21 protein-coding genes and 1 tRNA gene are annotated in these 24,503 nt (G+C 46.3%); 9 read left to right on the forward strand and 13 right to left on the reverse strand.

What is annotated here, in order from left to right; translation table 11 throughout:
• Window positions 1-7: 7 nt before the first annotated feature.
• The 8 genes from EX31_RS04330 to EX31_RS04365 all read right to left on the reverse strand — a co-directional run bounded on the left by EX31_RS04330 (window position 8) and on the right by EX31_RS04365 (window position 7,874).
• The gene (locus tag EX31_RS04330) at window positions 8-1,876 is read right to left on the reverse strand and encodes a DNA-binding protein (RefSeq protein WP_037033533.1); all 1,869 of its coding nucleotides are present in this window, start codon (window positions 1,874-1,876) and stop codon (window positions 8-10) included.
• A complete protein-coding gene (locus tag EX31_RS04335) occupies window positions 1,873-3,231 on the reverse strand; it encodes a site-specific integrase (RefSeq protein WP_037033534.1) in 1,359 nt (452 codons plus the stop codon). The genes EX31_RS04330 and EX31_RS04335 overlap by 4 nt, the downstream gene beginning before the upstream one ends.
• On the reverse strand, window positions 3,228-4,433 hold the full coding sequence (locus EX31_RS04340) for a tyrosine-type recombinase/integrase (protein WP_037033535.1): 1,206 nt from the start codon (window positions 4,431-4,433) through the stop codon (window positions 3,228-3,230). Before EX31_RS04340 ends, EX31_RS04335 begins: the two co-directional genes overlap by 4 nt.
• A 283-nt stretch (window positions 4,434-4,716) precedes the next feature.
• On the reverse strand, window positions 4,717-5,031 hold the full coding sequence (locus tag EX31_RS04345) for a hypothetical protein (RefSeq protein ID WP_037033538.1): 315 nt from the start codon (window positions 5,029-5,031) through the stop codon (window positions 4,717-4,719).
• 16 nt (window positions 5,032-5,047) lie between these two features.
• On the reverse strand, window positions 5,048-5,254 hold the full coding sequence (locus EX31_RS25140) for a helix-turn-helix transcriptional regulator (protein ID WP_037033540.1): 207 nt from the start codon (window positions 5,252-5,254) through the stop codon (window positions 5,048-5,050).
• Between the two features lie 165 nt (window positions 5,255-5,419).
• Complete coding sequence (locus EX31_RS04355; RefSeq protein WP_037033541.1) at window positions 5,420-6,229, reverse strand: DUF6387 family protein; 810 nt, start codon at window positions 6,227-6,229, stop codon at window positions 5,420-5,422.
• A 121-nt stretch (window positions 6,230-6,350) separates the two neighbouring features.
• Window positions 6,351-7,601: a tyrosine-type recombinase/integrase gene (locus EX31_RS04360; RefSeq protein ID WP_037033542.1), complete on the reverse strand. Its 1,251-nt coding sequence runs from the start codon at window positions 7,599-7,601 to the stop codon at window positions 6,351-6,353.
• Window positions 7,602-7,789: 188 nt separating this feature from the next.
• A tRNA-Leu gene (locus tag EX31_RS04365) sits at window positions 7,790-7,874 on the reverse strand.
• A 219-nt stretch (window positions 7,875-8,093) separates the two neighbouring features.
• Between EX31_RS04365 and ampH the strand changes: the two genes are divergently transcribed.
• Complete coding sequence (gene ampH / locus EX31_RS04370) at window positions 8,094-9,233, forward strand: D-alanyl-D-alanine-carboxypeptidase/endopeptidase AmpH (protein WP_037033544.1); 1,140 nt, start codon at window positions 8,094-8,096, stop codon at window positions 9,231-9,233.
• Window positions 9,234-9,341: 108 nt separating this feature from the next.
• Here the strand turns inward: ampH and lptG are convergent, their stop codons facing one another.
• The gene (gene lptG / locus EX31_RS04375; RefSeq protein ID WP_013577144.1) at window positions 9,342-10,412 is read right to left on the reverse strand and encodes an LPS export ABC transporter permease LptG; all 1,071 of its coding nucleotides are present in this window, start codon (window positions 10,410-10,412) and stop codon (window positions 9,342-9,344) included.
• Entirely contained in the window at window positions 10,412-11,506 is a 1,095-nt protein-coding gene (lptF, locus tag EX31_RS04380; protein WP_013577145.1) for an LPS export ABC transporter permease LptF, read from the reverse strand. The genes lptG and lptF overlap by 1 nt, the downstream gene beginning before the upstream one ends.
• Window positions 11,507-11,784: 278 nt before the next feature.
• Between lptF and pepA the strand changes: the two genes are divergently transcribed.
• The 3 genes from pepA to EX31_RS04395 all read left to right on the forward strand — a co-directional run bounded on the left by pepA (window position 11,785) and on the right by EX31_RS04395 (window position 16,745).
• Window positions 11,785-13,296 carry a leucyl aminopeptidase gene (pepA, locus tag EX31_RS04385; RefSeq protein WP_013577146.1) on the forward strand — a complete coding sequence of 504 codons (1,512 nt, stop codon included), beginning with the start codon at window positions 11,785-11,787 and terminating at the stop codon, window positions 13,294-13,296.
• Window positions 13,297-13,411: 115 nt separating this feature from the next.
• Complete coding sequence (locus EX31_RS04390; RefSeq protein ID WP_013577147.1) at window positions 13,412-13,897, forward strand: DNA polymerase III subunit chi; 486 nt, start codon at window positions 13,412-13,414, stop codon at window positions 13,895-13,897.
• Complete coding sequence (locus EX31_RS04395; RefSeq protein WP_013577148.1) at window positions 13,890-16,745, forward strand: valine--tRNA ligase; 2,856 nt, start codon at window positions 13,890-13,892, stop codon at window positions 16,743-16,745. The genes EX31_RS04390 and EX31_RS04395 overlap by 8 nt, the downstream gene beginning before the upstream one ends.
• An 89-nt stretch (window positions 16,746-16,834) precedes the next feature.
• Here the strand turns inward: EX31_RS04395 and EX31_RS04400 are convergent, their stop codons facing one another.
• The 3 genes from EX31_RS04400 to EX31_RS25920 all read right to left on the reverse strand — a co-directional run bounded on the left by EX31_RS04400 (window position 16,835) and on the right by EX31_RS25920 (window position 18,664).
• Window positions 16,835-17,866, reverse strand: a complete 1,032-nt coding sequence (locus EX31_RS04400) for a LysR family transcriptional regulator (protein ID WP_231576027.1) — start codon at window positions 17,864-17,866, stop codon at window positions 16,835-16,837.
• A gap of 150 nt (window positions 17,867-18,016) precedes the next feature.
• Window positions 18,017-18,277, reverse strand: a complete 261-nt coding sequence (locus tag EX31_RS24930; RefSeq protein ID WP_051930991.1) for an IS3 family transposase — start codon at window positions 18,275-18,277, stop codon at window positions 18,017-18,019.
• Window positions 18,278-18,280: 3 nt separating this feature from the next.
• Window positions 18,281-18,664, reverse strand: a complete 384-nt coding sequence (locus EX31_RS25920) for an IS3 family transposase (protein ID WP_156106964.1) — start codon at window positions 18,662-18,664, stop codon at window positions 18,281-18,283.
• A gap of 424 nt (window positions 18,665-19,088) precedes the next feature.
• Here EX31_RS25920 and EX31_RS04410 point away from each other — a divergent pair, with 424 nt between their 5' ends.
• The 5 genes from EX31_RS04410 to EX31_RS04430 form a co-directional block, all read left to right on the forward strand.
• On the forward strand, window positions 19,089-19,616 hold the full coding sequence (locus EX31_RS04410) for a fimbrial protein (RefSeq protein WP_037033548.1): 528 nt from the start codon (window positions 19,089-19,091) through the stop codon (window positions 19,614-19,616).
• A gap of 75 nt (window positions 19,617-19,691) precedes the next feature.
• Window positions 19,692-20,225 carry a fimbrial protein gene (locus EX31_RS04415; RefSeq protein WP_037033549.1) on the forward strand — a complete coding sequence of 178 codons (534 nt, stop codon included), beginning with the start codon at window positions 19,692-19,694 and terminating at the stop codon, window positions 20,223-20,225.
• Between the two features lie 116 nt (window positions 20,226-20,341).
• On the forward strand, window positions 20,342-21,016 hold the full coding sequence (locus EX31_RS04420) for a fimbrial biogenesis chaperone (protein ID WP_037033550.1): 675 nt from the start codon (window positions 20,342-20,344) through the stop codon (window positions 21,014-21,016).
• Between the two features lie 38 nt (window positions 21,017-21,054).
• Complete coding sequence (locus EX31_RS04425) at window positions 21,055-23,709, forward strand: fimbria/pilus outer membrane usher protein (RefSeq protein ID WP_051930992.1); 2,655 nt, start codon at window positions 21,055-21,057, stop codon at window positions 23,707-23,709.
• 16 nt (window positions 23,710-23,725) lie between these two features.
• The coding region (locus EX31_RS04430; RefSeq protein WP_037033553.1) for a hypothetical protein at window positions 23,726-24,503 on the forward strand (778 nt) is incomplete at its 3' end.

The following is a 24,503-nucleotide window of genomic DNA, read 5'->3' on the forward strand; positions in this document are numbered from 1 at the left end:
AATTTTATTATTTATATTTACTGCATTTTTTATCTAAAATAGATAATATTTCTTCGTGATGTTGAACCCACTCCTCTGCACCGTAAAAACCATCACCTACTGCCTGAATCGCCTTCTGATGTAACGACCGGATTGTTTTGATAATTTGCGCTTGCTGTTTTTCACTCATGGCATCATAGCCTGCCCATCCAAGTGTCGCTGTTTTTGATAACTTTTTGCAGGGTGGAATTATGTAGTCATGGACACAATAACCATTAGCCGTTAGGTGAACAGCTCCATGATCTAACTCATCAAAGATTTTTTCACTCAAATGAGTTTCAACCTGGCCGCAATAGCGGTTGTTGCCGAGCTTCAGAGACCCTACTTTTTCAAGCATTTCTTCTTGCGAGACATGGTTATAAACACGATTCTGCGTGATGCTGACTCGTCCCGACCATTTTGCTATATCCAATTCGGATAAATCGCCAAGGTGTGCCAAAGTATTGATAAGATGTCTGGGCTGATGGGAACGGAGATATAACGCTTCGCCTGAATCATTTAGATAACCAAAACGCGAAAAGACATTTTTCATTGTCTGCCCAGTTTTTCTCGCCTTTTCTATATCCTGCGTAAAGAAGCCATAGGTTGGTCTGTAAAGGGCATAACAAACGGTCAATCTCCTTTCATTGCACTGATGCAGATTCAATAGACACAACGCATTGCTACATTTAACTGATTTATCTTCATCAAACCAGGGGAATTTCTCAGGTAGCAAGCCAATTACCATTTTCGATAGTGCTCTTAAAGTGTAAGCCCCGTCTGCTGGATTAAGGAAGGAAACTCCACCGTCGATACTGGTTCGCTTTACCTTATCGATACATTGCTTCTTATCATTCAGTTGATAGCCAAGTGCATGGCAAAGCTGAACAACATCAAGTGGCTTATCTTCCTGCACTGCAGGACAAAGTTCATGTCTGTAAAATTTATCAGGCGAGGATTCATACCATTTAGCAAGAGAGCGTGCATTTTCAGACAGCCTTCGCAGTCTGCTAATTGCTCTTCTGGCAACAGGCACCATAACGTCAGGTATCCACTTGATAGTAGCTCCATAGCCTTTTACTGAAAAAAAACGAAGCCCATATCTCTCTATTCCATTTTTATCATTTCGAGTAATTTCACAGTCAGCAGGCAAGGCCAGAATTTCTGAAGCACGACTTGGGGCGCACATCAGTAATGCAAAAACAGAAGTCGTAAAAAGGTCTCTCTCGCTGAGTTCTTCATCCGGCAGGGAAAAAATCTCAGCGATAGCGAGTAAAGCTTGCTGATCAGGTAATTTATTTTTTCTGTCTGCATCTTCTTTTTCTGGAACATAGTTGTTTTTAGTATTTCGCTTTACTGGATTGGTCCAACTAAGAAATCCACACTTTAAAAAATGTTGCTCAGATAAAAACTTACCGAGTTTTTCAAGCTCATACGCACACATATAAAGGACATTATTTTCATAGTGCTGACCTGCTATCTGTAAAGCCTCGTCCAGAACAACGACAGAAGTGTTATAAACGTAAGCGCTCTGACAAACTTGCAAAAGTGCTTTTTCCAGACACTTTAACGCCATCATTGTTGTGCCGGGATTTTTAACAGGACTTAATGCCTGCTGGTATCGGATATAGCTTCTTGCAAAATTCACAAAATTTTTATCTAGCAGGTATTCATCTTTCAATACGCCCCTACCCGTATCTAACTTTCGAAAAACGGCAATACCTTTCCATACAGGAGAATCCCATTTCAGATCTGCACCGAACACGGTTAACTTATTACGGCAAAAGTTGTTAAAATCATGAACATTTCTTTCTGCATCTAAATCAGAGTAAGACTTGAATATCACTATATTATTCATATAAAAGCCTCGTCACTCTCAATATTATTATTCGTTATTCTAAAATAAACGCAACTATGGCATGGGTCTTCAAGAAAATTAGTGCAGGATGAAGGTGTTTTATCATTCAATAAAATACTATTATCAATATGTTTATCACCATTAGTTTTCCCAAGAAAAACATTAGCAAGAAAAGCCAACTTATCTGAGACAGCCTGATTGATCTTTACAACATTATCAGGAAGATTTTCGACATAAATTCCAGCACTGGAGATTGAGGAATGGTCTAACAACTCAGAAATAATCTGCACGCTATATCCATCTCTAGAAAGTCTTGTCCCCAGCGTATAACGTAGTCTACGTGCATTAATTTTCATTGATTCTCCTGTTCGTTCCGAGATAACTCCCTCTATTTTAATTATTTTACTCAGAACATAGTCAACGACGTTTTTAGGCACATGAAGTCTGTCAGAACTAAGTAATCCTAAGATATCTTTTTCGTCTGTCATAATTTTACGACCAGACTTACTCCTAAATATAGGAACCTCATTTTTCTCCGCTGAATTAAGTGTCCTGCCAATTTTTTCTTCAATCAATTTGACTGAACAAACAGCCTGCTCATGAACAATATTAAAAATGTATTCACTAATAATTAACTTTCTGAAGGATTTTCTAAATTCAAGCCCCTGCTTTATTCTAGGGAAATTCATATAATATTCAACTTTGCCATTGATCGTCGATTCTCTTACAATGTCTTTAAATTTTAGTGAAGTAATTTGCGCAGGTCTTCTTCCTGTAAAACTCACCAACAGTGCCAAAGAAAATTCATATAAATTTATTTTATTGAATTCATAAGCATTTCTAATTGCCCTGTTGAATGTATAATGCTCAGTGTCTGTTAATGGGCCTTGTTCAGGATTTTCATTTTTTACCGCATCTCCTGCTTCTTTAACTTTCAACTTCATTGCATTGAAAAGTGTTATAACCTTTTCATCAACTCCGTAATATCCCAATGAATACCATATTTTGAAGAAACTCCTCAGTGTGACTAAATATTGAACCCTTTGTTTGGGCAGTGTATCTTTATAATTTAGAATAACTGACTCTTCAATATAATTAGGGGTCATCTTCTTAATAAAATCATGTATGCTGTTATTGATCTTTATAACGTAGCTTGGACTATACTTGCAGGCATAATAGGCAAGCGTGTTTATATATCCCTCAGTTAACTTTTGATGAAGAAATCTTGATACAAGTCTAACATTTACTATGTTATTTCGATCTAGCACCCACTTGTCATCATTTATACAAAATGAATAATCAGGTTGCTTCGCGGTTAAATACACCTTCTCTTCTTGATGTTTTACATTATTCATATAGCTCTCTCCATAAATTCATTTTGAATCGCCAATGAGGTCTTATGAGCCTGTTCTACGATATGTCTTGCGTTGTATATTTTTGCCATTTCCGAATCAACTACCCATCCCATAATATAAGATCGAATCTGGGCTTCCTTTTCCTCTGAAAAGGGTTCATCCCTCTCATCCATCATTCTTGAAAACTCATAGTTCCAGGTATGTCTCAGCATATGCCCACTTAACTCATTTAACTCTGGGTGAGCCTTGCTAATTATGTTGATGATTTTATGATATGCCGACATTGATAAAGGCATTCCCACTGTTTTCCCTAATTTATTGGTGATGAAAAGAAAATCATTACCTTTTGCATTTTTAACTTTGTTTCTTTCTACAATAATATAATTATAGACTTCTCCCATCAGGACCTCTCCAACAGGTAATTTCCTTTCGCACGTTTTCACGAGAGGCTGATTCACTCGTGGATCAGACTTATCATCAGCTCGCCTTTTTATTGCGATAGTAGAATGTGCAAAATCAATATCGCTGATCCTTAGATTCAAAAGCTCTCCTGCTCTTATACCAAATGAATAAAGCAACAGCATTATTAATTGATTTCTTTTCTGCACTTCGGAAGAAAATGGATTATTATCCGAGTTCGGTTTAACAATATCAAACAAATAGTCAAGTTGTTTTTGATTAAGAGCCTTATCTGGTATCTCTTTTTTATACCTATCTACATTCGATGGTCTTTTACTTTTTACCGCTGTAATGAAATTTTTTATTTTTAATTCTACATTTTTATCGTTTGATAAAGTCAAATAGACTTTACAGAGCCATTGCATGTAGTCACAGATAACACTGAACCTAAAGTAATTGGTTGGATTTTTCGCTACAGGTAATTTACCACTTGGAGTGCCTTTTCCTTGTTTGTAATTTCTCGACATATAGTCTGATAAAACTTCAATTTCATTGAAACTTAAAAACTCTAGTTTGAAAATCCTTTCTTCAATATCTATATTATTTATAGCAAAGTAGCTATGTAACATAGCTAAAATACCTGCGATTGACTGTATAGTATTAATTGAGTTTGAACGATTCCTTACTTGGGTTATCAAGTAAAGATTTGGATAATAAATTGGCTCCCCCGTTATTTTATCAACAACGTGGCAAAACCTTTCTCCATTATCAAATACAAAAGAATTTATTGCATATTTTTTCATATGTCTCCTTATAAACTTTACACTTATGTATAGGTGCGGTATATTGTTAAACTATGATTTTATTTTTTACAAAAAAAATGCACATGTATTTGTATTTTATTGTTCGAAGTCAATTATTTAACAATGAAAAATTTCGCACCTTATATAAGGTGAATCTAGTGAATATTATGTACACCTGATACTTAGAAACGAGTGTCAAACCTAAGTAGAATAAGACACTCAATATTTTCGTAAAGTATTTTGCAAAGTTTAACCCTACTTTTCTCATTCAAACTTTACATTTTTACAAAAGAGTTTTTAATCCAATATGGTATTGAATTATTCTTTTTGAAAGGCGTTTAAATTCTTCTGGACATTTAATTAGTGAAAACCATGTTTCATAAATATAAAATTGGTCAAAAATATCCAGCTTAGAGATAGACTCTAATGGTTCTCTCACATTGCCAACCAGATACTGACTTAACCAGTAAACAATCCTTTTGCTAAATTCATTGTCCGGTAAATCATATATTGCTCCTTTTGCGAAGATCTCATTAAAGAGATTATCACCAAGATTGCACATATGGTTTTCTTCATTCTTAAACTCTTGGATATTCATGATAATGTCTCCCAGATTAAGCAACTTTTTTTCGACTTGTTTCGATAACAGAGTGAATCCAGGCATCAATCTCACTTTCTACGAAAGCTACTGCACGAACACCGATCTTCACAGGGGCAGGAAATCGACCTTCACTAATAAGACGATAGATCCAAGCCTTACCGAAACCTGTTCTTTGTAAGACTTCTGGCAAACGAATTAAATTTTGGTTTGTTGTGTTCATTTGGTCATCTCCGGTTTTTTCGTTAAGGAGATATTAGCCACACATACTTTTATCTATGAAGGGAGTGTTGATAACTAGGAATTTGGATGAGGAAAAACGGAGGGAATTTATGGGGAAGAAAAAAATTTGCACCCTCCCCTTGACAGCTAACATGATGATTAGAAGCTAAAAACCATCAAGATCTGCAATTGGTATGTTCGAAAGATGACTGTTTTTATTGATGAAATACTCTAAACTACGGCTTGTTTCACCTTTTAAGGTTTTCTCTGCAACCGGTCTGTCGGTATCTTTAATGTGATCCTCTCCTCTAATCTCATTAGTAAAATCTGGGTATAACACGCGAGATATTATCATATTAGAAATATTTACTTTTTTAAGACTGGCCCAAATCAATAGATCCATCATCGGAATGATATTGTGATCAACTAACTTTCTTATTTTTGCAATGCCAACCTTTTCAATCTTCTTTGATTCAATTTCATATTCGCTTCTCCAAACGGGCAACATTGTTTGTAAGGCTGAAATGACTTCCTCATCACTCGATAAACCTAAGTCAAATGAAACATACATTTTGCTATTGTTTTTATTAAGGAAAAGCTCTCTCATAGTTTGAGTTATAGGTTTACCTTTTAACTCTTTTTTGAAATCCCCATTTTCATCAAAACAATCGACATCGAACATTACTAATTTCTTTTCTTGTTTTCTTAAATCTTCAAAACTCACCTGTTCAATATGTGTTTGTCTTTTAATAAAGTGGTCAGAATGATTAACTTCTTGGCTTAAAATTGGATTACCATTTAGTATGGATTTCAGATTTTGATCATCGTCTTCCCATTCAAAGTTTATGCTATCAACAATTAATTCCCTAAATACAAGCTCCTTATATAGCTCCTTGATAGTAAGCGATTTAACTTGAACATAGTTACTTATGTCAAACCAATTTTTCAATTCCTCATAAGGACTTACCACTTTCATTAATCCCTCCGCAAAGTGAATGATTCAATGAGTCGATGCTAATTTTTTCAATTTTTAGTGGGTTCTCCCCTACCAATGCTTTTTGATAAAGGAGAACCAACAACTATCAGTTATTTACAGATTACACATTTTTGAAATCAAATGGAGACACTTTCCTTACTTTTAAAGCATCCAGATAATCTGCCCACCACTGGATCATTAACCTACGCTCACCCAAATGTTCTGCTTTATGTATGTAAGCAGCACGCACTGAATTACGCTCTTGGTGGCTCATTTGACGTTCTACAGCATCCTTTGACCATAATCCGCATTCAACTAAAGCACTACATGCCATGGCTCTAAAACCATGGCCGCATACGTCAGTTTTTGTGTCATAGCCCATCCCACGGAGTGCAGTATTCACCGTGTTTTCGCTCATCGGTTTTCCAGGGTTGTGATCACCGATAAAAATTAGATCATATCCACCGCTGATTGTTTTGATCTCTTCCAGAACTATTAATGACTGATTGCTTAACGGAACAAGATGAGGTGTGCGCATTTTGGAACCACGATGTGAGTGTTTTACTCCTTTCAGTGGCTCACGTTCTGCTGGAATGGTCCACATTGCATTATCGAAATCAATTTCTGACCACCGAGCAAAACGGAGTTCGCTTGAACGGATAAACACTAATAAGGACAACTTCACGGCTAATTTAGTTAACTTTCTACCTTTAAAATTTTCAACACGGTCCAGTAGCTCAGGAATGTGCTCAAATTCCAGAGCAGGTCGATGCTGACGTTTCGCTACTGCAATTGCTCCCGCCATTTCTTGGGCCGGGTTATAGTCGATTAAGCCACTTTGAACGGCAAAACGCATTATTGCTGTCGTTCGCTGTTGTAGACGAGCAGCAACCTCAAAACGCTTTGTTGCTTCAACGACTTTTATAGGGGCGAGCAAATCTTTTGTTTTGAGATCGGCAATTCGGCTTTTGCCTATGGAAGTGAAAAGATTATCAGCCAAACTTTTCAGCACACGTTCGCTATGAGAAGAAGACCATTTCTTGCTACAAGCAGCGTGCCAATCTCTGGCTACTGCTTCGAAAGTAGTCGAACCACTTTGTTCAATCTTGTCTTCTTTTTTCTTTTCGGCTGGATCAATACCATCAGATACCAACTTCTTCGCCATTTCGCGCCGCTTTCTAGCATCGGCAAGAGTGACTGTTGGATAGACTCCTAAAGCCAGCATCTTCTGCTTGCCACCGAAGCGGTATTGAAGACGCCAGTATTTTGCACCATTAGGGTTTACCAGAAGGTGCATACCTTCGCCATCAGTGAGTTTGAATGGTTTGTCTAACGGCTTTACCGTTCTTACCTTGATATCAGTGAGTGCCATTGGCTAACCCCCTGCTGTTGGTATCAAATGTTATCGAATCGAGAATACCAACGGTTATACCATCATAAGTTGGTAGATGTTGAGAGAAAAGAGTGGATGTCAGTAGACATGTTTTTGGGGAGAAACAGCGTAACTGCTGGATTTTAGAGACAAAAAAAGACGTCAGTAGACGTCTGATTTTGCATATTTGGTGCCGAAGGCCGGACTCGAACCGGCACACCTTGCGGCGGTTGATTTTGAATCAACTGCGTCTACCGATTTCGCCACTTCGGCACTGAAAGTAGTATGCGGAAAACGTGGGCATTATACCCAGCCCAGCCGGTCACGCAATAGTTATCCCGCCTTGTTCGGTTTAAGTGTTGAAAAAACAGTCATACACCGCAGCTCAGTGAGGATTTGCTGACAAAAATCTTCTGTTTACCCACGTTTTTCCAATGCCGTTTCTCAAACTTCGCATTAGTATACAAATCACGAATAGATCTTGCCCTGTTGATGGATACCAGCTTGTTGAAAAAACTCTCACTTTCGCTCCTCGCGCTGGCCTTCGCCAGTACGCCTTTATGGAGCCACGCGCAGCAGAATGCGCGTCTGGCGTCGCAGGTCGTGGATGACCATGCAGAACACATCTTTTACGGCAGCGGCGCGATGGGAATGGCGCTGGTTGTCGTTGATAACAATCAGCAGGTTTTCCGCAGCTTCGGGGAAACCCGTCCCGGTTCCGATTTGCGACCACGTGAAGACTCTGTGGTGCGTATCGCCTCGCTGACCAAACTTATTACCAGTGAAGTGCTGGTAAAAATGGCGCAGCAGGGCAAAGTCAGTATTAACGATCCGTTGCGTAAATACGCCCCGGCCGGTGCCCGTGTTCCTGCTTACAGCGGCACAAATCCGATCACCCTGCTGAATCTCGCCACCCACACCAGCGGTTTGCCGCGCGAGCAGCCGGGCGGTGTCGCACATCGTGCCGTCTTCACCTGGCCGACTAAAAGTGATCGCTGGAGCTGGCTGAGTGTCGCCAAACTGACTGTGCCGCCGGGTGCACGCGCCTCTTACTCAAATCTGGCGTTTGACCTGCTGTCCGATGCATTATCGAAAGCCGCTAATCAGCCTTATACCCAGTTGCTGCGCGAGCAAATCACTCAGCCGCTGGGCATGGTCGATACCACGCTGACGCCAAATGCCAGCCAGTGTTCACGCCTGATGGAAGGTCTGCGTCCGAGCCCGTGTATCAACACTATTGCGGCAGCAGGCAGCGGAGGCCTTTATTCCACGCCTGCCGATATGGGCCGCTGGATGCGTCAGTTCCTCGGGCAACGCACTACAACCGCCGATATGGCGCAGAAGATGTATTACAAGCGTACGGACCTGGTCTCGCTCAAAGGAATGGATGTACCGGGAATGGCGGACTCGCTGGGAATGGGCTGGGTAACGATGGCGCCGACGCCGTTGCTGCCACGTATCATTCAGAAAACCGGCGGCGGTGGTGGCTTTATCACGTATGTCGCGATGGTGCCGCAGCGCGGTGTAGGCGTGTTCGTGGTTGTGACCCGCAGCGAACTGACCAAGTTTAAAAACATGAGCGATGGCGTGAACAATCTGGTGGCCGATCTGGTGCGTAATAACGAGATCTGACGGTTCAGTTCTCAATATTCAGAATTCAGAATTCAGAATTCAGAATTCAGATGTAAAAAAGCAGGCCTCTGTAAAGAGCCTGCTTTTTGTTTATCTGTACTGCCGGATTTAGCGTTTTTTCAGCAGTAAGAACATGCTGATGACGAAGAACAGTCCGCTCGGCAGCAATGCGCCCAGAATCGGCGGAATACTGTAAACCAGGCTTAACGGGCCGAATATCTGGTCAAGCACGTAGAACAGAAAACCGAAGCAAATACCGGTCACCACGCGCACACCCATCGGTACGCTGCGTAAAGGCCCGAAGATGAATGACAGCGCCATCAGCATCATCACCGCAACGGACAGTGGCGAGAAGATTTTACTCCACATATTCAGCTGGTAACGTTTTGCTTCCTGCCCGCTCTGCTTCAGGTATTTCACATAGTTGTGCAGGCCGCTGATCGACAATGCATCTGGGTCGAGCGCAACCACACCGAGTTTGTCCGGCGTCAGGTTGGTTTTCCATACGCCGGTCAGCGTCTGCGAACCGGTGATTTGCAGTTGATCCGTCAGATCAGATTCATCCACCTGAGAGAGTTTCCACTCACCATTATCAAAGGTCGCGGATGACGCGTAACGGACTGACTGCAGTTTATTCTCTTCATTGAAATGATAGATGTTGACGCCGGTCAGCTCTTTTTCACCCGCCACGCGTTCGATGTAGATAAAATCGTGACCGTCTTTTGCCCACACTCCGTTTTGCGTGGAAAGCAGTGAGCCACCGTACATCTGTTGCGCACGGTAGTTACGCGCCATTTGTTCGCCCTGCGGCGCAACCCATTCTCCGATCGCCATGGTCAGTAACACCAGCGGGATCGCCGTTTTCATCACGGAGGCGGCAATCTGCATGCGGGTGAAACCGGATGCCTGCATCACCACCAGCTCGCTGCGTGTTGCCAGCGTGCCGAGGCCCAGCAATGCGCCCAGCAGCGCTGCCATCGGGAAGAAGATTTCGATATCCTTCGGTACGCTCAGCAGGGTGTATAAACCTGCGCCAGCGGCGGAATATCCGCCCTGCCCGACTTTACGCAACTGATCGACAAACTTGATGATGCCGGAGAGTGACACCAGCATGAACAACGTCATCATGATGGTGTTGAAAATAGTGCGACCAATGTAACGGTCTAATACGCCAAACATCAGGCAGCTCCTCTCAGACGCGCGCGGATCTTGCGAACCGGCAAGGTGTCCCATGCATTAAGCACCAATGCCAGTGCAAAGTAGAGCAGGTTGGTTCCCCACATCCAGAGCATCGGATCCAGCTTACCTTTGGCACCGTTGGAGCGCAGCGAGGTTTGCAGCAGGAAGAAAATCAGATACAGCAGGATCGCTGGCAGCATACTGAGTACACGCCCCTGACGAGGATTCACCACGCTGAGCGGAACCACCAGCAACGCCATAATAAAGACTGAAACGATCAGCGTTAAACGCCAGTTCAGCTCTGCCCGCGCTTCCGGTTCGTTGGAATTCCAGAGTTGCGTCATGGTCATCTGATCCGACTGATTAGGGTCAAGCTGTACAGCCTGATGCCCGATAACCGCCAGATAATCGGTGAAATCCGTCACGCGGAAATCACGCAACAGTGCAGTGCCTTCATAACGGGTACCTTTATCCAGCATCACCTGCTGGGAACCGTCCGCACGCTGCAACATATGTCCTTTATCAGCGACCACAACGGAAGGCCGCTGGTTGCCGTTCGGCCGCAGTTGAGCCAGGAAGACGTTATGAAATTCTTTCCCTTTAACACTGCCAACGAACAGCACTGCATTGCCGTTCTGGGCTTGCTGGAACTGGCCTTCGACCATCGCGGCCATGCTCGGGTTGGCTTTCGCCTCCGCCAGCACTTCATCCTGATGTTTCGACGACCACGGGCTGAGCCAGATCGCATTCACGCCAGCAAAAACTGACGTAAATAGCGCCAGAACCAGCGCGGCGATGACCAGTGACCGTTTTCCAAGACCACAGGCGTGCATGACCGTGATTTCACTGTCGGTATAAAGTTTACCGAGCGTCATCAGCAGGCCGAGGAACAGACTGAGCGGCAGAATAAGCTGCGCCATCTCCGGAACGCCAAGGCCCAGAAGTGAGAGAACTAAATTTGTTGGGATATCGCCATCGACCGCTGCTCCGAGCACTCTGACCAGCTTCTGACAGAAGAAGATGAGAAGCAAAATGAACAGAATGGCAAATTGGCTCTTGAAGGTTTCCCTAACCAGATATCTAATGATGATCACGCTTAATACGCCTGTGAAAACTTGTCTTTTTGAAGGAAAATCGCTAGTTTCATCGCTAATCCGTCATTTATTCTCATCATATGGCAACCTTCGCAGCTAAAATAGTATTACAACACCGAGAATTGGGGTGTCCTATAGGAACTTGCTTATAGCCGCCAAAATAAAAACTAACGCCGTTTAAGGTTAACACAGGTCGTTAACACAATGACGGGAGAGTGTCTCCGGCGACTCATTCTAGCCGTACCTCCCGCCCTTGTCTTTAAGATTCAGGAGAGTGCATGGAGTTCAGCGTAAAAAGCGGTAGCCCGGAAAAACAACGCAGTGCCTGTATTGTAGTCGGCGTTTTCGAACCTCGCCGCCTGTCACCGATTGCCGAACAACTCGATAAAATCAGTGATGGCTACATCAGCGCCCTGCTTCGCCGTGGCGAACTTGAAGGCAAAGTGGGCCAGACCCTCTTACTGCATCATGTACCGAATATTCTTTCAGAACGCATTTTGCTGATTGGGTGCGGCAAAGAACGCGAGCTGGATGAGCGCCAGTACAAGCAGGTTATCCAGAAAACCATTAACACCCTGAACGACACCGGTTCTATGGAAGCCGTTTGCTTCCTCACCGAGCTGCACGTAAAAGGCCGTAATACTTACTGGAAAGTGCGTCAGGCGGTCGAAACCTCCAAAGAGTCGCTTTACACTTTCGATCAGTTGAAAAGCAACAAAACCGAGCCGCGCCGTCCGCTGCGTAAAATGGTGTTCAACGTGCCGACCCGCCGTGAACTGACCAGCGGTGAGCGCGCCATTCAACACGGTCTGGCGGTGTCAGCCGGTATTAAAGCCGCGAAAGATCTCGGCAATATGCCCCCGAACATCTGTAACGCCGCATATCTGGCGTCACAGGCCCGTCAGCTGGCAGATGCGTTCAGCACCAACATCACGACCCGCGTTATCGGCGAGCAGCAGATGAAAGAGCTGGGAATGAATGCGTATCTGGCGGTGGGTCAGGGTTCGAAAAACGAATCGCTGATGTCGGTGATGGAATATAAAGGAAATCCTAACCCGGACGCTAAGCCTATCGTGCTCGTGGGTAAAGGTCTGACCTTCGATTCCGGTGGTATTTCCATTAAGCCCGCCGCGGATATGGATGAAATGAAGTACGACATGTGTGGCGCCGCAGCCGTTTACGGTGCGATGCGTGTGGTGGCTGAACTCAATCTGCCACTGAACGTCATTGGCGTGCTGGCAGGCTGTGAAAACATGCCTGGCGGTCAGGCATTCCGTCCGGGCGACATTCTGACCACCATGTCCGGCCAGACTGTCGAAGTGCTGAATACGGACGCCGAAGGCCGCCTGGTGCTGTGCGATGCACTGACCTACGTTGAGCGTTTCGATCCTGAGCTGGTGATTGACGTCGCTACGCTGACCGGTGCCTGCGTGATTGCGCTTGGCCATCACATCACCGGTTTGCTGTCGAATCACAATCCGCTGGCGCATGAACTGATCGGCGCGTCCGAACAGGCGGGTGACCGTGCATGGCGTTTGCCGCTGGCTGATGAATATCAGGAACAGCTGGATTCTAATTTTGCGGATATGGCAAACATCGGTGGCCGTCCGGGTGGTGCGATCACCGCCGGTTGCTTCCTGTCGCGTTTCACCCGCAAATACAGTTGGGCACATCTGGATATCGCCGGTACTGCATGGCGTTCAGGCAAGAACAAAGGCGCAACCGGTCGTCCGGTTGCGCTGTTGTCACAGTTCCTGCTCAACCGTGCAGGGCTGGATGGCGATGAGTGATTCCTCTGCTAAATAAGATATAATCTCCACTATCAGGGTCTGGTTCGCCAGCCCCTCCACAGGCGGGCGCACCAGTTGCGCCCCTGTTTTTTCTCAGCAGCACAGTGAACTCATCATGAAACAGGCAACCTTCTTTCTTCTCGATGCGCCGGACGCCAGTGGCGAGCTCAGCTCGCACGAAGCACTGGCCTGTCTGGTCGCCGCTGAACGTTACCGGATGGGCAAACGTGTTCTGCTGGCCTGTGAAGATCAGAAACAAGCTGAGCGCCTGGATGAAGCGCTCTGGCAACGCGAGCCGAACCACTTTGTGCCCCATAATCTGGCCGGTGAAGGCCCGCGTTTTGGCGCGCCGGTAGAATTATGCTGGCCGGGAAAACGCGGCAATGCGCCACGCGACTTGCTCATCAGCCTGCTGCCTGAGTTTGCAGATTTTGCTACTGCTTTCCATGAAGTGGTAGACTTCGTTCCTTACGAAGATTCCCTTAAACAACTTGCGCGCGAACGCTACAAAGCCTATCGCAGCGTGGGTTTCTCTTTGACGACGGCCACGCCGCCCTCAGTCACCACATTGACCGACGAAAATACGAAGCGAAATGGATAAGACATATAACCCGCAAGACATCGAGCAGCCGCTTTACGAGCACTGGGAACAACAGGGCTATTTCAAGCCACATGGTGACACCAGTAAAGAAAGCTTTGCCATCATGATCCCGCCGCCGAACGTCACCGGCAGCTTGCACATGGGTCATGCTTTCCAGCAAACCATCATGGACGCCATGATCCGCTATCAGCGCATGCAGGGTAAAAATACGCTGTGGCAGGCGGGGACTGACCATGCGGGTATCGCAACGCAGATGGTGGTTGAACGTAAAATCGCCGCTGAAGAAGGCAAAACCCGTCACGATTACGGCCGTGAAGCGTTTATCAACAAAATCTGGGACTGGAAAGCAGAATCCGGCGGCACCATTACCCGCCAGATGCGCCGCCTGGGTGATTCCGTGGACTGGGAGCGTGAACGCTTCACGATGGACGAAGGCCTGTCTGACGCCGTGCGCGAAGTGTTCGTTCGTCTGTACAAAGAAGACCTGATTTACCGCGGTAAACGTCTGGTGAACTGGGATCCGAAACTGCGTACCGCGATTTCCGATCTTGAAGTGGAAAACCGCGAATCCAAAGGTTCCATGTGGCACCTGCGTTATCCGCTGGCTGACGGCGCGAAAACCGCTGAAGGCAAAGATTACCTGGTGGTCGCCACCACGCGTCCGGAAACCGTGCTCGGTGATACCGGCGTTGCCGTTAACCCGGAAGATCCGCGTTACCGCGATCTGATCGGCAAAGAGATCATTCTGCCGCTGGTAGGCCGTCGTATTCCGATTGTTGCCGATGAACACGCCGATATGCAAAAAGGTACAGGTTGCGTGAAGATCACCCCGGCGCATGACTTTAACGACTATGAAGTCGGTAAACGTCACGGCCTGCCGATGATCAATATCCTGACTTTCGATGGTGATATCCGCCAGACCGCTGAAATCTTCGATACTAACGGCGAAGAAAGCGATGCATGCGCCAACGATATCCCTGAGCAGTTCCGTGGCCTTGAGCGTTTTGCCGCACGTAAAGCCGTGGTCGCCGCCTTCGACGAAGCCGGTTTGCTGGAAGAAATCAAACCTCACGATCTGACCGTGCCTTACGGTGACCGTGGCGGCGTAGTTATCGAACCAATGCTGACTGACCAGTGGTACGTGCGCACGGCACCGCTGGCGAAAGTTGCGGTGGAAGCCGTTGAGCAAGGCGACATTCAGTTCGTGCCGAAGCAATACGAAAACATGTATTTCAGCTGGATGCGTGACATTCAGGACTGGTGTATTTCCCGTCAGCTTTGGTGGGGACATCGTATTCCGGCGTGGTATGACGCCGAAGGCAATGTGTTTGTTGGTCGTGACGAAGCGGAAGTGCGCAGCGAGAACAACCTGGGCGCAGACGTCGTGCTGACTCAGGACGAAGACGTGCTCGACACCTGGTTCTCTTCCGGTCTGTGGACGTTCTCCACGCTGGGCTGGCCAGAACAGACGCCTGACCTGAAAGCTTTCCACCCTTCAAGCGTGGTCGTCAGCGGCTTCGACATCATCTTCTTCTGGATCGCGCGCATGATCATGATGACCATGCATTTCGTGAAAGACGAAAACGGTAAGCCACAGGTTCCGTTCCACACCGTGTATATGACCGGCCTGATCCGTGACGACGAAGGGCAGAAAATGTCCAAGTCCAAAGGTAACGTTATCGATCCGCTGGATATGATTGACGGTATCTCGCTGGAAGATCTGCTGGAAAAACGTACCGGCAACATGATGCAGCCGCAACTGGCAGAGAAAATCCGCAAGCGCACCGAGAAGCAATTCCCGAACGGCATCGAACCGCACGGTACTGATGCCCTGCGCTTCACGCTGGCGGCACTGGCGTCTACCGGCCGTGACATCAACTGGGATATGAAGCGTCTTGAAGGCTACCGCAACTTCTGTAACAAGCTGTGGAACGCCAGCCGCTTCGTGCTGATGAACACCGAAGATCAGGATTGTGGCCTGAACGGCGGCGAACTTGAGCTGTCACTGGCTGACCGCTGGATCCTGGCGGAATATAACCGCACGGTGAAATCTTACCGTGAAGCGATGGATAACTACCGCTTCGATCTGGCTGCCAGCATTCTGTATGAATTCACCTGGAACCAGTTCTGCGACTGGTATCTTGAGCTGACCAAACCGGTCATGAACGGTGGCAACGAAGCGCAACTGCGTGGCACCCGTCATACGCTGGTGGAAGTGCTGGAAGGTCTGCTGCGTCTTGCGCACCCGATTATTCCGTTCATCACCGAAACCATCTGGCAGCGCGTGAAATCGCTGAAAGGCATCACAGCAGAAACCATTATGCTGCAGCCTTTCCCTGAGTTTGATGCAGCAAAAGCGGACGAACTGGCGCTGGCCGATCTCGAGTGGATCAAGCAGGCGATCATCGCTATCCGTAACGTGCGTGCCGAGATGAACCTGTCTCCGGCCAAGCCGCTGGAACTGCTGCTGCGTGGCGCGAGTGCGGATGCACAACGTCGTGTGGAACAGAACCTGAGCTTTATTCAGTCTCTGGCGCGTCTGGAGTCCATCACCATTCTGCCTGCTGGCGACAAAGGCCCGGTCTCTGTTACTAAGCTGGTGGAAGGTGCTGAACTGCTGATCCCAATGGCCGGTCTGATTGATAAAGATGCCGAACTGGCACGTCTGGACAAAGAGATGGCGAAACTGGACGGCGAGATTGCTTCGATCGAAGGCAAGCTGTCTAACGAAGGTTTTGTGGCGCGTGCGCCGGAAGCGGTTGTCGCCAAAGAGCGTGAGCGTCTGACGGCCTGTGGTGAAGCGAAAGTGAAACTGGCGGAACAGAAAGCCACGATTGCTGCGCTGTAATCTCAACCAGATGTAAATGTTAAAATCTATAAAAACAGATGCCAGTCAGTGAAACCTGACTGGCATTTTTTATTCCTGCAACAACCTGATTAACCCGGGGAATTGTTCTGAAATTCCTGCAAAAAAGTATCTGTCATTTTTCTCACCAGCGTTGAGAAAAACTGGTTATTAAGTGCAGCTTTATTGTAAACCATATAGACCGGTTGAGAAGGCAATGTCATATCCGTCGACAACTTCTGGATATCAAAAGAATTTTTCATTTTTTCATAGAAACGTTCTGTAATAAAAGCCAGCATGTCGGATGTTTCTACCATCGAGATAATGGAGAGAAATGAAGGGCTGATAAACCGACATTTCCTGTCAACATGCAGCAAAGTATTAACATCCAACCTGTTAGATAAAAGACTAGTACTCTCGGAATCAACGAAAATATGGCTCTCTTGCGCAGCCTGCTCCCTTGACAGGCTCCCTCTAAGGCGAGGATGCGATCGGCGGCAAATCATCACCGGCACTTCGCTGGAAATATGCTGGCTAACCCGGGAATGGCTAACGTGCGGATGAACGTCAAAAATGATGTCAGCCTTACGGAAAATCAGAGCATCTTCAGTTTCAGCAATCGAATTGCCGCTCGTGCTGTGCACTATTTCACAGTCGGGTGCAATTTCATCCAGTACCTTGCGCATCACGTTTATCGTAAACATTGAAATGTAAGGTGAGCAGTGAACAACAAGTCGGGTCGGCAGAGAATCAAACGAGATATTCTGCAATTTCGCCACTAAATTGTCGTAAGCCTCCGCCAGGCCTTCGTGTATCCCGATCGCAACGGTGGTCGGTGCCAGTGCCTTTCCGTCCCTGATAAACAGTGCGTCATTGTAATGAACACGTAAGCGCCCCAGTGCCTGACTGACAGCAGAAGGCGTGATGCCAAGGGCATCTGCGGCTTTGGTTCCGCTACGATGAATAAAAACAGCCTCAAACGTAGTCAATAAATTGAGATCAAAATTCTTCACCATTTTAAAACGATCGGTGAGTGTGTTCTCTTTCATCCTGTCCAGTCCCCTGACCTCTGGTGAAATACGAGAGTTCGTATTCTCACCATCAATCATAGTCAAGATACTCAATTTTGGTCTCCTTACCGAAAATTAAATTTCATTTATTTCAATGAGTAAAATAGAACGATTATAGTTAAAAAAATCAATTAACAGACACGCTAATAACAGCGCAATAAATACTGAAAACTTGATAGCAGCGATCTTTTACCCACTCCGATTTCAGACTGCCAAAATACGCTCCATTACGGCATTATCCCAGCAATTTCCACGACGACTTTGGCTCAGTTCAATATCATTATCTTCGGCATATTGACGCCATGCTCCACCGGTATATTGGCTCCCCTGATCTGAATGAACCAGCACTTTACCCTTCGGCTGTCGCCACACTTTTGCCACGCGCAATGCGCTTAACGCTAACTCATCTGTCATCGTTTTAGCTACGTCCCACCCCACGACCTTAAAGGGAATAAAGTTCGCCAACCGCTACCATTCCTGACGCGTCGGTATGTACGTTATGTCGGTCACCCACTTTTTATTGGCAGCATCAACGTTAAACTCACGAACAGGATGATTAGGCATAGCTACGTTAATATCTTTCGCTATGACATATCTGCGTCGGCGTTGGCGACCTGATAACCTGAGCCTTTTCATTAGGCTACGTGTCGGATAGCGTCCCAGATTAAAACCTTCTTTATGCAACACGATACTTAATGCTCGTCTTCCAAGGCTTCCGCGATTTACTTTCCAGCAGGCTAAAGCATGGGCATCTCGTTCAGCATTCAATGAGGCCTCTGGGCGATATTTTGCCTTTAACCACCGATAAAATCCGTTACGGCTCACCGTCATGGTTCGATAAAGCAGTGCCACCGGCCAGAACCGGCGATGCTCATTAATAAAAGCGAACCTCAGCGTTGCTCTTTTGCAAAGAAGGCCATGGCCTTTCTGTTGTTCTGGCCATGGGCACCTCCTGTTCAAGGATTATATCCTCTTAAGTCGGTGTCACCGATTATTAGGACAGAACACTTTACTGAACTATACCTTTAACTAACTTAAATTAAAGTTCGCACCATTCTTATAAAAATAAAAATATCATATAAATCTGCCATGATTCATACATATATATCCACTCTTAAGTTTACTGAATAGTATATTCAGCGTATGCAATGGCGATTCATACGGCAACTATGAATAATGCGCTCCAACGATAAGGGGTACCGGCTTATAAAATCTCTTTATCATCCACCACCCGCTCTTATGAAGAGTGTGTTCTTGTTAAAATAAAGGAATAGTAATGAAAATGACTTCGTTTTTTAAAATGAGTGTACTGGCTGCCGGTATGGTTGCAGCAATGGGTGCAAATGCTGGTGATACTGGTACTTTGAATGTTACTGGTACTCTTATTGCAACTTCATGCACAGTTGATGCAAGCAGCACCACTGACGTGCCATTTGAAACCCTGTCCGCTGAAAGCTTTGCAACTGTTGGCGCAATTTCAGACAAGAAAGACATCGTCTTGAATCTGACTGAATGCCCTGTTTCTCAGACTGGCGTAATGTTTACTGCGAATGGTGCATCTGATGCAACTAACAACCAGTTGCTGGCCCTGTCTACTGATTCAATGGCTACCGGTCTGGGCATCGCTATTTATAACAAAGGCGGCGATCTGATCCCAATGCACTCTGCTTCTGTTGCAGCACCAATCAATGCTGAAACCGGCGTTGCAACCATTAATCTGGAAGCGGCTGCAATGTCCACTGCTGAAGCAGTTACCGGTGGTGCATTCAACGCAACAACTACTTTTGTTCTGTCTTACAACTAATATTTCCCGATTTATTGGCTTGCTGAAAATAAAACACCAAGTTAATAGAATTTGGTTAAAAGGATTAAACCGATCATGAATATGAAAAAATTAAGTGCTGCTGTAGTTGTTATGTTGGGTCTGGGTGTTTCTGCTGCTCAGGCAGATGATGGTTCCCTGAACTTCACTGGTGAAGTGAGCGCAAGCTCTTGTTCAGTTGCTGCAAACAGCACTGTTGTGCCAGTAACTTTTGATAGCTTCTCTGCTTCATCATTAAACTCTATGGCTGCTGGCTCCACTTCATCAGGATTGCAGAAGCCATTTAGCATCACACTGGCTGGCTGTCCTGAAGGCCTGTCTGTTGCTAAAATTAAGCTTGATGGCAAAACTTCCGGCATCACCCCAACTGTGTTTGTCGGTAACTCCACTGCACGCTATGTGGGTATTGTGATTTCCGATGCTGAAACCGGTGCTGTTATTACACCAAAAGAATTCGGTAATGATAAAGCCATCGTTGCTGGCGAAAACACCCTGAACTACCTCGTTGGTTTAACCAAAACCACCACTGAAAGTGCTGCTGTTGCAGGTACTATTGATGTGCCACTAACTTTCACTATGTCTTACGAGTAATATCCTCTGTAATACGTGTGTTTTTTTAATAAAATGGCTGAACCAACCCTCAGCCATTTCATTTAATTTCCTCAACATTACAGTGAGATCATTACCTTCAACTCTCAAGGCTAATTATGTCATTATTTAAAAAATCTCTATTCTCTTTGTTACTGATCGCATTATCCACCCCTTCGTTTGCTGGCTTTTCTGTCGGAGCTACACGTGTTATTTATAACGGCAATATGAAAGAAGCGTCACTTTCAGTTAAAAACACCGAGGACTCGAATGTTTATCTTATTCGCTCATGGGTGAGTTCTGATAAAGCGGGTGAAAAAGTGCCTTTTATTATCACTCCGCCGCTGTTCCGCATTGAACCGGGTCAGGATAATGCCGTACGTATTACCCAGTCTTCGTCGTCTTTAGCGCAGGACAAAGAGTCTGTCTACTGGATTAACACGCTGGCTATTCCTCCTGCGTCTAAAGAAAAGAACTCATTGCAGTTCTCTATCAATACACGTATCAAACTGATCTACCGGCCGACGACATTGAATAACAAAGAGGCGATTGCCAAAGCGTATCAGCAACTCACCTTCTCCCGCTCAGGCAGCGCGATAACTGCCAGTAATCCGACACCTTATTACGTCAACATGACAAAAATTAGCGTGAACGGCAAAGAATTAAAAGAGGGTTATATGGTACCGCCAAAATCGTCGTTGAAAATTGACAATGCCCCGACGGGAAACAGTATCGTCTGGCAGGCTATTAATGACTTCGGCGGATTAACCGAAAAAGCCAAAGCATCAATTTAAATAATTCGAAAGATTAAAACCGGGAATGTCTGTTTATTATGGAAAATAACAATATTAAAAATCATCGGGACAAAGACAGCACGAGAAGAAAAGGTGAAAAAAGAAAGAGTGGCGCATTAAAAAGCATCACTACTGCCCGCTCTTTTTTATTAAAACCCTTATCCTTTTTCATATTGTTATCTCTGCCCTGCCTGGCTTATTCTGCTGAAACATTTAACCCTGAGATGTTAAAAGCTATCGGTGATGGCGGTGACCTGGAAAACGTTAATCTGGATTATTTTGCCGAAAAGGGCGGCCAGATGCCCGGTACGTATCAGGTCGATATCTATCTGAATAACCAGCAGGTCGATTCACGCAACGTCGAGTTCGTCAGCCTGCCGGATGCACCGGGTAAACTCTACGGCGCGATCACACCCGCGGAGATGGCAGAGTACGGCGTGAAACTGGATGTGTATCCGGATCTGAAAGCCGTTGCACCTGACGCAAAGCTGACCAAGCCACTGAGTGCCTATGTGCCGCAGGCCACTGAAAATCTCGATTTAAACCGCAAGCGTTATGACATTACCGTGCCGCAAATCGGGGTAAATATGCGTCCGCGTAACTCGGTTGATCCGAAGCGCTGGGATAACGGGATCGCCGCCTTTATGCTCAACTATAGCTATTCTGGTTCCACCACGGAGCGCGATGACAGCGGTCAGTCAAAGAGTAACTTCGTTAACCTGCGCAGCGGGGCAAACCTCGGCGCGTGGCGCCTGCGTAACTATTCGACCTACAGCAATCAGCAGAATGAAGGCTCGCACGGCGGCGAGGACACCAGCACCAGCAAGTTCGAATCGATTAATACCTACGTGCAGCGTGATGTGCGTTTCCTGCAGGGGGGCCAACTGACGCTGGGCGAATATTCCACGCCCGCCGATGTATTTGACAGTATCCAGTTTACCGGGGCTCAACTTGCCTCCGACGACCAGATGCTGCCGGATTCCATGAGCCAGTTTGCGCCGACGGTGCGAGGCATTGCCAAGTCTAATGCGCAGGTCACTATCAAACAGAATGGCTATGTGATCTACCAGTCCAACGTATCGCCGGGGCCGTTCGCGATCACGGATCTCTATCCGTCCGGTAACGGCGGTGATATGGAAGTGACGGTAACGGAATCCGACGGTTCCAGCAGTAAATTCACGATTGCTACCAGTTCAGTGCCGATTTTACAACGTGAAGGCCGCTTCAAATACAACCTGGCACTGGGTAAATACCGCTCAGGTAATGACGATACTCAAACCCCGAACTTTATTCAGCTGTCCAATATTTACGGTCTGACGGCGCGCACCACCGTTTACGGCGGCGTGCAGTATGCCGAAAATTACCGTGCCGCTAACGTGGGTGTCGGTTTTGACTTAGGCAACGTCGGTGCGGTGTCATTTGATGCCACACAAGCCACCAGTGAATTTGATGATGCGCTGGGCACCAAAAAAGGTCAGTCCTACCGGGCAATGTATGCCAAGAACTTCGAGGCAACGGACACCAACCTGCAAATCGCCGGTTACCGTTATTCCACCGAAGGTTATTACGCCTTCAGTGACGTTCAGAACTACCAGCAAGACACTGACAATGATTTCGACAATTACAACCGCTCGCATAACCAGCGCAGCAAAATGCAGTTGTCCGTCAATCAGGCAATTGGCGACTACGGTTCGATTTATATCAGTGGCAGCCAGCAGGATTACTGGGGCGGCGACGGTAAAGAGAAGCTGTTACAACTGGGTTACAACACCAGCATTTACGGTATCAGTTACGGCTTTAACTACAACTACTCGAAAAACCCGGGCATGACAGAGGCCGATCAGGTGTTTGCCTTCAACATGTCGGTGCCGCTCGATAAGTTCATGGGGCCTTCAGGCACATGGGCAACCTACAACATGAGCACCAAACGCCACGGTTCCACCGTTCAGCAGGCCGGTATCAGCGGCACCCTGCTGGATGATAAAAACCTCAGTTATTCCGCGCAGCAGGGGTATGAAAATCAGGGCAACGGCGCGTCCGGTAATGCCAGCATGGATTACAAAGGCGGCTCCGGCGAAGGCAACCTCGGTTACAGCTATGACCAGGAAAGCCGCCAGTGGAGTTACGGCATTCAGGGCGGCATTCTGCTTCATGAAAACGGCATCACGCTGTCACAACCGCTGGGCGATACCGTGACGCTGGTGAAAGCGCCGGGGGCTGATGACGTCAACGTCGAAAACAACAGCGGTGTACACACCGACTGGCGTGGCTATGCGGTCGTGCCGTATGCCCAGCCATACCGCAAAAACAGCGTGACGCTGGAAACCGAAAGCTTTGCTGATGATGTGGATATGGACATGAATACCCAGACGGTGATCCCAACCCGCGGTGCGGTAGTGCGTGCAGAATTCAAAACCCGCGTCGGCCAGCGTGCTTTAGTGCAATTGCTGTTTATGGGTAAACCGGTGCCGTTTGGTGCCACCGTCAGCCTGCTGGATAACGACAGCACCGTCACCGGCATTGTCAGTGACAACGGAGAAGTTTACCTGACCGGCCTGCCGGAAACCGGCAACATCATGGCGAAATGGGGTAACGGCAGCAACGAGCAGTGTAAAGGCGCTTACTCGCTGACCAGCAGCAATGCCAGTGACCCGTCTGCGCTGATTAAACAAATTACGGCGCAATGCCACTGAGGCATGAGGAAGTAACATGAAGAATTTATATGCTATTTTAAAAAAAACCGGCTCCGGCAAGATGGGAATACGGTCAATACTGGCAGTACTTTTGTTGATCTGTGGTGTGCATAACGCCATGGCGCTGGGTGTTTGTAACTATCCCTCCACATTTGGGAAAGTAACGGTAGATCGTCAAATTACAGCAATGCAAAGCCAGCCTGTAGGCAGCGTACTCGCAACTTACACCTATAATCAGCTAAATGTACTGGCCAATAGCTGTACCGGTGATTACATGTTAAACAATATTCCAAATACTTCTACCTTTCCAAGTAGTTTAACAAATAACTCGATTTATAAGAGTGGGGTCGAGGGAGTAGGAATACGCGTTACTATAAATTATCGACAAGTTAATCCTGTACATATTATCCAAATCCAGACAGGGGATGGCACTACCCCTATTTATCTCTCCAACGTAAAAGTTGAGTTCGTTAAAACGGGGGAGATCGTTCCCGGCAAGGTAACGACGGGTAATCTGGCTTCAGTTGTGATGGAGGACAGTGCAGGCAACAAAGATGTCTTTAAAGTAAACATAGGAACAGTCGTAATTAAGCAGGCATCTTGCGAAATCACCGGCTCAAGCGCGATCCCTGTGCCAATGGGTGAAGCCAAAAAGGAAGATTTTAGTGGCAAGAACTCAACACTCCCCCCGGTGGACATCAAAATCCCTCTGCAATGCTACGCAGACACGACGGTCAATATCAGCTTCGACGCCCAATCTTCGCTGGGTAATGGCATTATTGATTTGACCAAAG

This window comes from Rahnella sp. WP5 (assembly GCF_000745615.1).
Lineage (GTDB): Bacteria > Pseudomonadota > Gammaproteobacteria > Enterobacterales > Enterobacteriaceae > Rahnella > Rahnella aceris.

Coding starts and splice junctions, on each gene's coding strand:
- EX31_RS04330 (WP_037033533.1), bottom strand. CDS start 1,876: ATGAATAATATAGTGATATTCAAGTCTTACTCTGATTTAGATGCAGAA.
- EX31_RS25140 (WP_037033540.1), bottom strand. CDS start 5,254: ATGAACACAACAAACCAAAATTTAATTCGTTTGCCAGAAGTCTTACAA.
- EX31_RS04390 (WP_013577147.1), top strand. CDS start 13,412: ATGAAACAGGCAACCTTCTTTCTTCTCGATGCGCCGGACGCCAGTGGC.
- EX31_RS04340 (WP_037033535.1), bottom strand. CDS start 4,433: ATGAAAAAATATGCAATAAATTCTTTTGTATTTGATAATGGAGAAAGG.
- EX31_RS04425 (WP_051930992.1), top strand. CDS start 21,055: ATGGAAAATAACAATATTAAAAATCATCGGGACAAAGACAGCACGAGA.
- EX31_RS04345 (WP_037033538.1), bottom strand. CDS start 5,031: ATGAATATCCAAGAGTTTAAGAATGAAGAAAACCATATGTGCAATCTT.
- EX31_RS04410 (WP_037033548.1), top strand. CDS start 19,089: ATGAAAATGACTTCGTTTTTTAAAATGAGTGTACTGGCTGCCGGTATG.
- lptG (WP_013577144.1), bottom strand. CDS start 10,412: ATGTTTGGCGTATTAGACCGTTACATTGGTCGCACTATTTTCAACACC.
- EX31_RS04335 (WP_037033534.1), bottom strand. CDS start 3,231: ATGAATAATGTAAAACATCAAGAAGAGAAGGTGTATTTAACCGCGAAG.
- EX31_RS04415 (WP_037033549.1), top strand. CDS start 19,692: ATGAATATGAAAAAATTAAGTGCTGCTGTAGTTGTTATGTTGGGTCTG.
- pepA (WP_013577146.1), top strand. CDS start 11,785: ATGGAGTTCAGCGTAAAAAGCGGTAGCCCGGAAAAACAACGCAGTGCC.
- EX31_RS04355 (WP_037033541.1), bottom strand. CDS start 6,229: ATGAAAGTGGTAAGTCCTTATGAGGAATTGAAAAATTGGTTTGACATA.
- EX31_RS04420 (WP_037033550.1), top strand. CDS start 20,342: ATGTCATTATTTAAAAAATCTCTATTCTCTTTGTTACTGATCGCATTA.
- EX31_RS04360 (WP_037033542.1), bottom strand. CDS start 7,601: ATGGCACTCACTGATATCAAGGTAAGAACGGTAAAGCCGTTAGACAAA.
- ampH (WP_037033544.1), top strand. CDS start 8,094: ATGGATACCAGCTTGTTGAAAAAACTCTCACTTTCGCTCCTCGCGCTG.
- EX31_RS04395 (WP_013577148.1), top strand. CDS start 13,890: ATGGATAAGACATATAACCCGCAAGACATCGAGCAGCCGCTTTACGAG.